This window comes from Microbacterium sp. ANT_H45B (assembly GCF_008369345.1).
GTDB lineage: Bacteria > Actinomycetota > Actinomycetes > Actinomycetales > Microbacteriaceae > Microbacterium.
Genome location: NZ_VOBK01000001.1, coordinates 1264746 through 1277071, shown reverse-complemented (window position 1 = coordinate 1277071; position 12326 = coordinate 1264746). Strand labels below are relative to the sequence as shown.

General features: G+C 68.9%; 12 protein-coding genes and 1 tRNA gene. 6 read left to right on the top strand and 7 right to left on the bottom strand.

Annotation, left to right across the window (positions count from 1 at the left end):
* Nucleotides 1–9: 9 nt before the first annotated feature.
* Entirely contained in the window at nt 10–678 is a 669-nt protein-coding gene (locus FQ142_RS06185) for a FadR/GntR family transcriptional regulator (RefSeq protein WP_149422605.1), read from the bottom strand.
* A 248-nt stretch (nt 679–926) separates the two neighbouring features.
* Here FQ142_RS06185 and FQ142_RS06180 point away from each other — a divergent pair, with 248 nt between their 5' ends.
* Nucleotides 927–2654 carry a 2-isopropylmalate synthase gene (locus tag FQ142_RS06180; RefSeq protein ID WP_262492075.1) on the top strand — a complete coding sequence of 576 codons (1728 nt, stop codon included), beginning with the start codon at nt 927–929 and terminating at the stop codon, nt 2652–2654.
* Here FQ142_RS06180 and FQ142_RS06175 read toward each other — a convergent pair.
* From FQ142_RS06175 to FQ142_RS06160, 4 genes are all read right to left on the bottom strand, one after another.
* Nucleotides 2616–2689 (bottom strand) — tRNA-Arg (locus FQ142_RS06175). The two genes, FQ142_RS06180 and FQ142_RS06175, sit on opposite strands and share 39 nt — an antisense overlap.
* A 34-nt stretch (nt 2690–2723) precedes the next feature.
* Entirely contained in the window at nt 2724–3221 is a 498-nt protein-coding gene (locus FQ142_RS06170; protein ID WP_045254360.1) for an HNH endonuclease, read from the bottom strand.
* Nucleotides 3222–3556: 335 nt separating this feature from the next.
* On the bottom strand, nt 3557–4375 hold the full coding sequence (locus FQ142_RS06165) for a M23 family metallopeptidase (RefSeq protein ID WP_082539487.1): 819 nt from the start codon (nt 4373–4375) through the stop codon (nt 3557–3559).
* A 262-nt stretch (nt 4376–4637) separates the two neighbouring features.
* Nucleotides 4638–5339: a metal-dependent transcriptional regulator gene (locus FQ142_RS06160; protein ID WP_149422604.1), complete on the bottom strand. Its 702-nt coding sequence runs from the start codon at nt 5337–5339 to the stop codon at nt 4638–4640.
* Between the two features lie 99 nt (nt 5340–5438).
* On the opposite strand from FQ142_RS06160, the gene serC reads away from it, so the two are divergent.
* Entirely contained in the window at nt 5439–6551 is a 1113-nt protein-coding gene (serC, locus tag FQ142_RS06155) for a phosphoserine transaminase (protein ID WP_149422603.1), read from the top strand.
* Between the two features lie 58 nt (nt 6552–6609).
* Here the strand turns inward: serC and FQ142_RS06150 are convergent, their stop codons facing one another.
* Nucleotides 6610–7353 carry a DUF3027 domain-containing protein gene (locus tag FQ142_RS06150; protein WP_149422602.1) on the bottom strand — a complete coding sequence of 248 codons (744 nt, stop codon included), beginning with the start codon at nt 7351–7353 and terminating at the stop codon, nt 6610–6612.
* The gene (locus FQ142_RS06145) at nt 7337–7717 is read right to left on the bottom strand and encodes a cold-shock protein (RefSeq protein WP_056420401.1); all 381 of its coding nucleotides are present in this window, start codon (nt 7715–7717) and stop codon (nt 7337–7339) included. The genes FQ142_RS06150 and FQ142_RS06145 overlap by 17 nt, the downstream gene beginning before the upstream one ends.
* A gap of 140 nt (nt 7718–7857) precedes the next feature.
* Here FQ142_RS06145 and FQ142_RS06140 point away from each other — a divergent pair, with 140 nt between their 5' ends.
* From FQ142_RS06140 to FQ142_RS06125, 4 genes are all read left to right on the top strand, one after another.
* The gene (locus FQ142_RS06140) at nt 7858–8133 is read left to right on the top strand and encodes a hypothetical protein (protein WP_056420398.1); all 276 of its coding nucleotides are present in this window, start codon (nt 7858–7860) and stop codon (nt 8131–8133) included.
* Between the two features lie 10 nt (nt 8134–8143).
* Complete coding sequence (locus FQ142_RS06135; protein ID WP_149422601.1) at nt 8144–9856, top strand: helicase-associated domain-containing protein; 1713 nt, start codon at nt 8144–8146, stop codon at nt 9854–9856.
* A gap of 11 nt (nt 9857–9867) precedes the next feature.
* A complete protein-coding gene (locus FQ142_RS06130) occupies nt 9868–11508 on the top strand; it encodes a DNA repair helicase XPB (protein WP_056420392.1) in 1641 nt (546 codons plus the stop codon).
* 101 nt (nt 11509–11609) lie between these two features.
* Nucleotides 11610–12296 (top strand): response regulator transcription factor, encoded by a 687-nt coding sequence (locus tag FQ142_RS06125; RefSeq protein ID WP_056420389.1) that lies wholly within the window; start codon nt 11610–11612, stop codon nt 12294–12296.
* Nucleotides 12297–12326 lie beyond the last annotated feature (30 nt).

The following is a 12326-nucleotide window of genomic DNA, read 5'->3' as shown; positions in this document are numbered from 1 at the left end:
TGACGACCGTCAGCCGAGCGTCTTCGCGAGGTCGACGAGATGGGTGCGGCTCTCGGCGGCCGCCCGTGCGGAGTCGCGCGCCGCGACGGCGTCGGCGAGCAGGGCGTGGCGGTCGTCATCGGCCCGACCGCCGTCGTCCGCACGCAGCCGGAGCATCTCGATCATCGCCTGCCGCATACGCGGGGTGAAGCCGTCGAACAGCTCGAGCAGGATCGGGTTGTGGGCGGCCGCGACGATGCTGCGATGGAACGCGGTGTCGGCATCGACATGCGCCTCGACCCCCGAGGGGTGGGCTCGGCGACCGACGAGCGCTCGACGGATGAGCCGGAGATCGGATGCCGTGCGGCGCGACGCAGCGAGAGCGGCAGCCTCGGTCTCGATCGCCGTGCGCGCCTCGATGACCGCGACGATGTCGGCACGGCGGAGCACGGCATCCCAGTCCCCGGGCGCCTCGAGCGCGGTGACGAACACTCCCGACCCCTGACGCGTCGCCAGCATTCCCCGTCCTGCCAGCTGACGGATGGCCTCGCGGATCGTCGAACGTCCGACACCCAGCTGCGCGGCGAGCGTGGTCTCCCCCGGGAGCTTCTGTCCGAGTTGCCACTCTCCCGAGCCGATGCGCGCCATCAGGATGTCCGACGCCTGGTCGGCAAGAGGCGTGCGTTCGATCCGAGTCATGCGTCGATCCTAACTTGTCAACTTGTCTGAGGAGTTGCTACGGTGAGTGCATGACGCTCGACCTCCTCCTTCTGCGCCACGACGGGACCTAGCCGACCGGCTCCCCGTCGTGGGGTGCACGGCGCCGCCGGTCATCACACCCCCGCACCGAGGAGTTCCCGATGTCCATACTGTTCCCCACCCTCTCCACCCCCGCCGGCCCGGTGCCGGACTCGTCGCCGTCATGGAACCGCCAACGCCGGTCCCAGATGCCGTCGCATCGCTACGCCTCGGTGTTCGACCGCGTCACCGTGCCGCTCGTCGACCGCGAGTGGCCGACCGCCCAGCTGACGGCCGCGCCGCTGTGGGTGCCGGTGGACCTCCGCGACGGCAACCAGGCGCTCGCCGAGCCCATGGATCCGGCGCGCAAACGGCGCTTCTTCGAGCTCCTCGTCACGATGGGCTACAAGGAGATCGAGGTCGGCTACCCCTCCGCCTCGCAGACGGACTACGACTTCGTCAGGCTCCTCGCCTCGTCGGACCTCGCCCCGGACGACGTCACCATCGTCGTCTTCACCGCTGCGCGTCGTGATCTGATCGAACGCACGGTGGAGTCGGTACGCGGCATCCGCAACCCGGTCGTCATCCACGTCTACACGGCCACCGCCCCCACCTGGCGGGACACCGTGCTCGGTCGCACCCGCACCGAGCTGAAGGACCTGATCCTGAGAGCGGGGCAGGATGTGCTCGATCTCACCGACGGACTCCCCGATGTGCGCTTCCAGTTCTCGCCCGAGGTCTTCAACCTCACCGAACCCGACTACGTGCTCGACCTGTGCGACGCCGTGACCACGCTCTGGGATGCGACACCCGAGCGCCCGGTGATCCTGAACCTGCCCGCGACCGTCGAAGTCGCGACGCCGAACGTGTACGCCGACCAGATCGAGTACATGCACCGCAACCTCGCCAGGAGAGAAGGAGTGATCCTCTCCGTCCACCCTCACAACGACCGCGGCACCGGGGTCGCCTGCGCCGAGCTCGCGGTGCTCGCGGGGGCGGAGCGTGTGGAAGGATGCGTCTTCGGCAACGGCGAGCGCACCGGCAACGTCGACCTCGCGACCCTCGCCCTCAATCTTCACGCGCAGGGAGTGGATCCGATGATCGACTTCTCGGACATCGACGAGATCCGACGCACCGTCGAGCACTGCAACGGCATCGAGGTGCATCCACGGCATCCCTACGTCGGCGACCTCGTGCACACCGCGTTCAGCGGCACCCATCAGGATGCGATCCGGAAGGGGCTCGCCGAGCATCGCTCCCGCGCCGGCGCCTCAGGCGCGGATGCTCGCGAACAACGGTGGCTCGTCCCCTACCTGCCGATCGACCCCGCCGACCTCGGTCGCAACTACGACGCTGTCATCAGGGTCAACTCGCAATCGGGCAAGGGCGGTATCGCCTATCTGCTCGAGAAGGAGTTCGGGATCGAGCTGCCACGGCGACTCCAGATCGAGTTCGCGAAGACGGTTCAGGCGCATGCCGACAGTGTCGGCGATGAGCTGACGGCGACGGACCTGTGGGCCCTGTTCGCGCACACCTACCTGTCTGCACCTGCGAGCGATGTGCCGACGCTGACGAACTATCGGCTGGACGGCTCCCCGGTGCACGTCACTCTGCGGTCGGACTCGGCAGAGCGCACCCATCGAGGGGTCGGCGCCGGGCCCGTCGAGAGCCTCGTGTCCGCTCTCGTCGACTCAGGCATCACCCTCGAGGTCCTCTCGCTTCATCAGACGAGCCTCGGAGCGGGAAGCACGGCGGATGCTCTCACGCTGCTCGAGTATCGCGATGCCCACGGCACCCGCTGGACCGCAGGGCGGGCTGCGTCGGTTCTGGACGCGAACTTCGACGCGGTGATGAGAGCCGCATCCCTGAGCGGACGCGCGAGCAGTGAGCGAGAAGGGTGCCCTCGACTGGATTCGAACCAGCGACCTGCCCTTTAGGAGAGGGCTGCTCTATCCTGCTGAGCTACGGGGGCGAGGATTCCATTCTAGAGGAACCCCCGCCCTCGCTCAGGCGGCCAGAGCCAGATACGGCTCCCATCGGGGGTCGCCTCGCTCGGTGCCGCGGACGGTCCAGGCGGAGCCGTGGGGAGGCCGGGGAGCGAAGCGCAGCTCCCACCGCATCTCCTGCGGTGTGCGGTCGCTCTTGATGTTGTTGCATCGGAGACAGCAGGCGACGAGGTTCTCCCAGGAGTCGGCGCCCCCACGGGATCGGGGCATCACGTGATCGATCGTCGACGCCGCTTTGCCGCAGTAGCCGCAGCGGTGGTTGTCCCGACGGAGCACACCGCGGCGGGTGACGGGCACGCGCCTGCTGGACGGGATGCGCACGTACCGGGAGAGGATGATGACGGCCGGGCGATCGTAGACGCCGTGGCTGCCCCAGACCGGGTCGCCCTCCACGCGTTCGATCACGGTGGCCTTGTCGTTCATGACCAGGACCAGTGCTCTCTTGAACGACACGATCGCGAGCGGTTCGTATCCTGCGTTCAGTACCAGTGTGCGCATCGTCATCCTCTCGATCCGCCGGGACGGCTTCCCGGCACTCTCGACTCACACGAAGCCGCGCAGGGCGGAAGCGTTCGCAGGGATGAGAAAAGGCGCTGTCTACAGACAGCGCCTTTTGCACACAGCAAGACCGTTACGTCCCTGCGGACGATGCAGGAGGACGTGACGACCGAGGGCATCCATGGTTCGGATGCTCGGTATTCGCTCCATCTGCCTCTCCCGCCTATGCGACAACGGGTTCAGGCTAACCCATCCCGCGGACACCGGGGTCGAACCCGGGGTGAACGCTCAGAGGCGTGTCCGTGACGACGCGCGGAAGGGCGAGACGACCGGGGTCAGCCGGCGTTCGCGCCGAGCCAGGCGATGGGCTCCATGAGACCGCCGTTGACCCACACCTCGAAGTGCAGGTGGTTCGCGGTGGATCGCCCGGTGCTTCCGACGAATCCGATCAGCTGCCCGGCGACGACGGTCTCGCCGGCCTGCACCTGGCGCGAGCCGTAGGTCATGTGCCCGTAGGTGGTCTGCACGCGCTGGCCGCCCACGACGCTGTCGAGCATGACGGCCACGCCGTAGCCGCCGATGCTCTCGGCCGAGGCACGCACGACTCCGGCGGCGGCCGCATAGATCGGGGTGCCCGCAGGAGCCAGCATGTCCGCGCCCTGGTGGGCGCCGCCGACGGTGCGGCTCACGTTGTAGGAGCCCTGCGGAAGCGGGTAGCGCACCTCGCCGGAGCCGGGCGACACGAGGGAGTAGTTCCCGATGTCGTAGTTTCCGGAGCCCGACGTCGACGCGGTCGAGGCGGCGGCTGCGGCCCGTGCGGCTGCGGCCTCCTCCGCCTTCTTCTTCTCGATCTCGTCAGGGGTGGTGGCCGTGAAGGTTCCCCGTCCGAGCGACGACGCGGTGGCGTCCGAGGCGACGACCAGGGACTGCGCGTCGACCGCGGCCATCTGCTGGACGGTCGCCGAAGCCTCGATCGGCTTGGAGGCGGCGTACGCGGGGAGCGCCACAGCGGCAACGAGAGCACCCACTGCCCCGAAGATGGCGATCGAACGCAGGGGCTTGACGACCTTGCGTGCGTCCACCCGGCCGCCGGTGCGGCGGGCGACTGCTCGATCTTCGGTTGTCTTCGCGGGCGTTTCGATGTCTGTGGCCAAAACTAAATCCTCCTGCGCCTGCACGCCTGTCGGCGCTGGCTCGTCGGCACTCTGCTCTCGTGGCACGAACGTATCTCGGGTACTTTGTGCGGTCTGACCGAGAGGTCGACGAGCCTGGAAGGCGGATCCTCTCGGGTGTCGTCAGCGGGCTTCTTCGACGACTCGTCCGAGGTTACCGGAAGATAACGATCCTGTCACCCCGTGAAGCTGGCAATCACCGGGGCGGCGGAATCACGCGGATCCGACACCGGGAGGATGAGGATCAGAGCGGGTCACCGACGAGGAAGATGTGCGAGGCGAGCTCGACGGGGAGCTCCAGGCCGTCGTCCTTGCCCTCCATCTGGATGAGCACATAGCCCTCGTTGAAGCGGTAGTCGCCCTTGGCGCCGGGCATGACGCCCGCATCGCGGAGCTGTTCGAGCAGCTCGGGGTCGACCTGCGCGGGCTCGGCGAGGCGCCGCACCGTGCCCTCGATCGGCGCACCGGCGGCGTTCAGCTTCTGCACGAGCCCGATGACGCCCTCGTCGAAAGTGCGGGCGGGGGTGTCGCCCAGCTGGTCGAGACCGGGGATCGGGTTGCCGTACGGCGATTCGGTGGGGTGCCCGAGAAGCTCGACGAGTCGACGCTCGACCTGCTCGCTCATGACGTGCTCCCAGCGGCAGGCCTCTTCATGCACGTAAGCCCAATCGAGGCCGATGACGTCGGACAGCAGTCGCTCGGCGAGCCGGTGCTTGCGCATGACGTCGACCGCCTTGCGGCGCCCGGCGTCGGTGAGCTCCAGCCTGCGATCCTCCGAGACCACGACGAGCCCGTCGCGCTCCATGCGCCCGACCGTCTGCGAGACGGTCGGACCCGAGTGCCCGAGACGCTCGGAGATGCGCGCGCGCAGCGGCACGATGTTCTCCTCCTCGAGTTCGAGGATGGTGCGGAGGTACATCTCCGTGGTGTCGATCAAGTCCGTCATGTGGCCCTCCGGGTCTTCTTAGGCAAGCCTACATTCCCGAGCGGACATCGGGGCGTCACGCGGCGAGGCGACGGCGCGGGCACGCCCTAGAATCGACGCATGGCGATCGAGATTCCCCGAGACCTCCTGCCCGCTGACGGCCGCTTCGGATGCGGCCCCTCGAAGGTGCGTACCGAGCAGCTCGATGCGCTGCTCGCCGCGGGGCCGACACTGCTCGGCACCTCGCACCGCCAGGCACCGGTGAAGAACCTCGTCGGCAGCGTCCGCGAGAACCTCGCCGCGCTCTTCACGCTCCCCGACGGCTACGAGATCATCGTCGGCAACGGCGGATCGACGGCGTTCTGGGACGCCGCGGCCTTCGGCCTGATCGAGCACCGCAGCCAGAACCTGGTGTTCGGCGAGTTCGGCGGCAAGTTCGCCGCGGCCGCCGCCGCACCGTGGCTCGCCGCGCCGGACGTGCGCAAGGCCGAGCCGGGCTCCCGCACGGCCGCCGAGATCGTCGACGGCGTCGACGTCTACGCCTGGCCGCACAACGAGACCTCGACCGGCGTCTCCGCTCCGATCGACCGCGTCGTCGCCGAGGGGGCGCTGACGGTGATCGATGCGACGAGCGCCGCCGGCGGGATCGATTTCGACCTCGCTCAGGCAGACGTCTACTACTTCGCCCCCCAGAAGAACCTCGGCTCCGACGGAGGACTGTGGTTCGCCGCGGTCTCGCCCGCGGCGATCGATCGCATCGAGCGCATCGCCGCTTCGGATCGCTACATCCCCGAGTTCCTCAGCCTGAAGAACGCGCTCGACAACTCCCGCCTCAATCAGACGCTGAACACGCCCGCGCTGACGACCCTGCACCTGCTCGACAGCCAGCTGAGCTGGATCCTGTCGAACGGAGGGCTCGCCTGGGCCGGTGCACGCACGGCCGAATCCTCCGGCATCCTCTACGACTGGGCCGCATCCTCCGCTGTCGCGACGCCGTTCGTGGCGGAGGCCGCGCATCGTTCTCCCGTCGTCGTGACGATCGACTTCGACGACAGCGTCGACGCCGCCGCCGTCGCCAAGACATTGCGCGCCAACGGGATCGTCGACACCGAGCCGTACCGCAAACTCGGCCGCAACCAGCTCAGGGTCGCGACGTTCGTCTCGATCGAGCCGGACGACGTCCGTCAGCTCACCCGCTGCCTCGACCACGTCCTCGCGCAGCAGAGCGCCTGACACCCGGGGGGATGAGAAAGGGCCGCGTTCGCACGCGGCCCTTTCTCATTCCCGGAGGTCACTCCTCGTCGTCTGAGGCATCCTCATCGGCGTCGGGATCGGAATCGTCGTCCTCGGACTCCTCGGACTCGTCGTCATCCTCGGACTCGTCGTCGTCCGACTCGTCGTCCGCGGCGGAGTCGTCGAGTTCGTCGATATCGACCCCGTCGAGATCACCCGCGTGCAACTCGCGCGGCACCGCCGCGAGGTCATCCTCGTCGAGGTCGTCATCATCGTCATCGTCGTCGTCGTCATCGTCATCGTCATCGTCATCGAGGTCGTCATCGTCGTCGTCGTCATCGTCGTCGTCGTCGTCGTCGTCGTCGTCGAGCTCATCGTCCTCGAGCTCGTCGTCTTCCCGCTCATCGCCCTCGGAGGCGTCCTCGTCGGCGACGGCGAGCGCATCGCCCTCTTCGGTCGCGGCCGCCTGCGCGGCGAGCTCGACCTGATGCGCACGGTAGTCGGCGAGACGCTCGGCCCACGGCACCCACTCCGGAGCGAGCAGCGCACCGTCGCCCGGCAGCAGCTCGAGCTCGAGCACCGTCGGCTCCGCGTCCTCGACGCGCGCGACCGTGACCGTCCAGTACCACCCGGGGTAGCCGGGCATGCGGTTCTGGAAGCGCAGCGACACGGATCCGTCGTCCTCCGCCCGATAGTCGGCGGCAGGGCCGACGGTCGACGCCGGGGTGATCTCGTGCAGTGCGGACAGGGCGAGATCGTGAGCGCCGAGAAGACGCTCGTCCGGCTCAGGCTTCGAGGTCATCGGCTACCTTGCGCAGGACGGCCGCGATCTTGCGGCCGTGGGCGGACGAGGGGTAACGGCCGCGACGCAGGTCGCCGCCCATCCCGTCGAGGAGCTTCACGAGATCCTCGACGATGATCGCCATGTCGTCGGCCGGCTTGCGCTTGGCCTTCGCGAGGCTCGGGGGTGCTTCCAGCACCCGCACGGACAGCGCCTGCAGTCCGCGCTTGCCGTCGGCGACGCCGAACTCGACACGCGTCCCCGCCTTGACCGCAGCGCCGGCCGGCATGGCCGAGGCGTGCAGGAAGACGTCCTGGCCGTCATCGGCGGCGATGAAGCCGAAACCCTTGTCTTCGTCGTAGAACCTGACCTTGCCGGTGGGCATGGGAGAAACCTCGCTGAGTCGGTGTGGAGCTGGGATCGGACGCGTGGATGCGACCACCACCAGCCTACCGGTCGCCCGGCAGGGAATCCGTAGGTCACGGGGCGGAACCGCGCGGTCGCGCAGCGACTAGGCTCAGAGGGATGAGCACCCAGAGTCCCGACCTCGAGCCTCCCGTTCGCCGCGTGGATCGCATTCTCGCGTTCACGGCGCTCGGACTCGCGGCGGCCTCGATCATCTGCTTCTTCGCGATCATCATCGGCACCGCCGTCGGGATGCAGCAGGAGGACTTCGGAGCGGGAGCCTGGCCGTTCGTCGCCGCGATCCCGTATTGGGGCCTTCCCGCCGCCTTCCTGATGATCATCGCGCTGCTCGTCATGAGCTTCATCCGCAAGGGTCGCGCGACGTCGCGGCCCTGAGGACTCCGGCATGAGCACGCACGCACGCCCGCTGGCCGAATGGCTCTCCGCGGCGAGCGACGCGGAGCTCGCCACCCTCTTCGCCGCGCGGCGTGTGCGACCGGACGCGGGATGGCAGGACTTCTTCGACGCCGCGGAGGCCCTCCTCGACACAGCCTCGGTGACCCGCGTCCTTCCCGCGCTGACGCACTCGGAAGCCGCCGACCTGCTCGCCGCCGCGACATCCGACGACGCGCGGGTGAGCGGGCCGTCGGCCGACACGCTGCGAGCGCTCGCGCTGCTCCGCCCGGACGGTTCACCCTTCCCTCCGGTCTCGGCTGCCGTGGCCGAGCGCACCGTGCCGGAGCCCGTCGACGCGGTCGAGCCGCGCACCGCTGACGAGGCCGCCACCGCCCACGCCGCCGAGCGGGCATTCACCACGGTGTCGGCACTCGCCGACATCCTCCTGCTGGCCCGCGACCGACCGTTCGCCCTGCTCGCCGGGGGCACCATCAGCGCCGGCGAGAAGCGGATGCTGAGCGACGCGGGCATGGCGCCCGAATCGATCGACGCCCTCATCGCGATCGTGACGGACGCGGCGCTCGTCGTCCAGGTCGACCGACAGCTGCGGATCACGACGGCGGCCGAGGCGTGGCTGCGCTCCTCGGTCGGAGATCGCTGGAGCACGCTCGTACGCGGATTCCGCGACTCGCTGCCGCGCGGCGTGCGCACCGAACGCGGGGGCTGGTCGCCCGCCGCATCGTGGCCCCTGGCGCAGCCCTGGGACGCCGCCTGGCCGGAGCGCAGCAGCGCGCTCCTCCAGCGCGCCCGCCTTCTCGGCCTGCTCACCGACGACGACGGCGAGACCGCCTGGGCGACGGCGCTGCGGAACGGGGGCGACATCGACGCGAGCGCTCTCACCGCGCTGCTGCCGGCCGAGGTGGATCGCATCTTCCTCCAGAACGATCTGAGCGCCATCTCCCCCGGTCCGCTCGCACCGGCGCTGGATGTGCGCCTGCGCACCCTGGCGACACGCGAGTCGGCGGCGCAGGCGTCGACGTATCGGTTCACCCCGGAGTCGATCGCCCACGCGCTCGTGCTCGGCGAGACGGAGCAGACGATCCTCGAGTTCCTCGAGTCTCTCTCGCTCACGGGGATCCCGCAGCCGCTCCGCTACCTCGTGACCCAGACCGCGCAGAGACACGGTCTCGTGCGGGTCTCGGTCGAGCCGGGTACCGGCAGGACGCGCATCGACAGCAGCGATCAGCACCTCATCGAGGCCATGTCGGTCGACCAGGGTCTCCGCGCGCTCGCCCTGACGCGCGAGGGCGCGTCCCTCTCCACGCGCGTCGGGCGCGACACCGTCTACTGGGCACTGACGGATGCCCGTTACCCGGCGACCCTCGTCGATGAAGCCGGCACGGCGATCACCGGAGAACGCCATCCAGCACCGCCGGCGCCGGCCCCGACGACACCGGACTACGGCCCCCTCCTCCAGGCGCTCCGATCGCACGAGGGACCGGATGCGGATGCCGCATGGCTCGACCGCGAACTCGATGCGGCAGTGCGCGCGCGGGCGGTGCTGCGGGTGAGCGTCGGCATGCCGGACGGCTCGACACGAGACCTCGTGCTCGAGGCGACGGGACTCGGCGGTGGTCGCCTGCGCGGCAGGGACCGTGCGGCGGACGTCGAGCGCACCCTGCCGGTGTCGAGCATCCGAGCCGCCACGATCATCGAGCAGTAAACTGGACAGCTATGTCTGATGGCCCCCTGATCGTCCAGAGCGATCGCACCGTGCTGCTCGAAGTCGCCCACTCGGATGCCGAGAGCGCCCGCCACGAGCTGGCGATCTTCGCCGAGCTCGAGCGCGCGCCCGAGCACATCCACACGTACCGGATCACCCGCCTCGGGCTCTGGAACGCGCGCGCCGCCGGCCACACCGCCGAGGACATGCTCGCGACGCTCGACCGCTGGTCGCGGTTCCCCGTGCCGCCGTCCGTCGCCGTGGATCTGCGCGAGACCGTGGGCCGGTACGGCCGACTGGTCATCGAGCGCGACGACGAGGGCGTCCTCATCCTCCGCTCCTCCGATCCCGCGGTGCTCGCCCAGGTGGCGAACAACAAGCGCATCCAGCCGCTGCTGATCGGGCATCCCTCCCCCGACACCTTCGTGGTCGACGCGTGGGCACGCGGCCAGATCAAGCAGGAGCTGCTCAAGATCGGCTGGCCCGCCGAGGACCTCGCCGGGTACACCCCGGGAACCCCGCATGAGATCGAGCTCGCCGAAGACGGCTGGGCGATCCGTCCCTACCAGCAGGATGCGGTCGACGCGTTCTCGAAGGACGGCTCCGGCGTCGTGGTGCTGCCCTGCGGCGCGGGAAAGACGATCGTCGGCGCGGGGGCGATGGCCGCCACGAAGACCACCACGCTCATCCTCGTCACCAACACGGTCTCGGCGCGCCAGTGGCGCGACGAACTGCTCAAGCGCACCAGTCTCACGCCCGAGGAGATCGGCGAGTACTCCGGCCAGGCCAAGGAGGTCAAGCCGGTGACGATCGCGACCTACCAGATCCTCACGGCGAAGCGGAAGGGCGAGTACGCCCATCTCGCGCTGCTGGACGCCCTGGACTGGGGACTCATCGTGTACGACGAGGTGCACCTGCTCCCCGCACCGGTGTTCAAGCTCACCGCCGATCTGCAGGCGCGTCGACGCATCGGTCTGACCGCCACACTCGTGCGCGAGGACGGCAGGGAGGGCGACGTCTTCAGTCTGATCGGGCCCAAGCGCTTCGACGCTCCGTGGAAGCAGATCGAGGCCCAGGGGTTCATCTCCCCCGCCGCCTGCTACGAGGTGCGCGTGGATCTGCCGCCGGACGACCGGCTCGAGTACGCGGCGGCGACCGACGACGAGCGCTACCGCCTCGCGGCCTCGGCACCGGCGAAGATCGATGCCGTGCGCGAGCTCATCGCGAAGCACGACGGGGAACGGATCCTGGTGATCGGCCAGTACCTCGACCAGCTCGACTCGCTGTCCCAGGCGCTGAACGCCCCGCAGATCACCGGAGCCACCCCCGTCGACGAGCGCGAGGAGCTCTACCGCGCCTTCCGCGAGGGTGAGATCTCGCTGCTGGTCGTCTCGAAGGTCGCGAACTTCTCGATCGATCTGCCCGAGGCATCCGTCGCCATCCAGGTGTCGGGGTCCTTCGGGTCCCGGCAGGAGGAGGCGCAGCGCCTCGGTCGTCTTCTGCGCCCGAAGCAGTCCGGGCACACCGCGAGCTTCTACACGCTCGTGGCCCGCGACACGATCGACCAGGACTACGCCCAGAACCGGCAGCGGTTCCTCGCCGAACAGGGCTACAGCTACACGATCATGGATGCCGACGCGATCGCCGCGTGACCCCCGCTGCGCCCGTCAGGGCGGCCGGGTACGCGGTGGGCGAAAGCGCCGCTCCGACGGATAGTCAGCATCCGCATGGCGGAAGTCACCATAATGGGGTCATGACTGATGCGCGCATCCTGGTCGTCGACGACGAGCCCAACATCCGCGACCTGCTCTCCACAGGTCTCAGCTTCGCCGGGTTCCAGGTGAAGACGGTCGCCAACGGCGCCGCCACCATCTCCGCCGTACTGGAGGAGGAGCCCGACCTGATCATCCTCGACGTCATGCTCCCCGACATGAACGGGTTCAGCGTGACGAAGCGTCTGCGTGGCGCCGGCTTCACCGCACCCATCCTGTTCCTCACCGCCAAGGACGGCACGGACGACAAGATCGAGGGCCTCAACGCCGGCGGAGACGACTACGTCACCAAGCCGTTCAGCCTCGACGAGATCGTCGCGCGCGCGCAGGCGATCCTCCGCCGCACGATGCAGGCCGACGAGGAGTCGATCATCCGCGCCGGAGAGCTGTCGATGGATCAGGACACTCACGACGTGCACGTCGGCAAGGAGTCGATCGAGCTCAGCCCGACCGAATTCAAGCTGCTGCGCTATCTGATGCTGAACCCGAATCGCGTGCTGTCGAAGGCCCAGATCCTCGACCACGTCTGGGAGTACGACTTCAACGGCGATGCGGGGATCGTGGAGAGCTACATCTCCTACCTCCGCCGCAAGATCGACCCGTACACCGAGGAGTCCGTCATCCAGACCAAGCGCGGGTTCGGCTACATGCTCAAGGTCGGCAAGTAGTCCCGCTCCGCGTCATCCGCTGACGCCGCA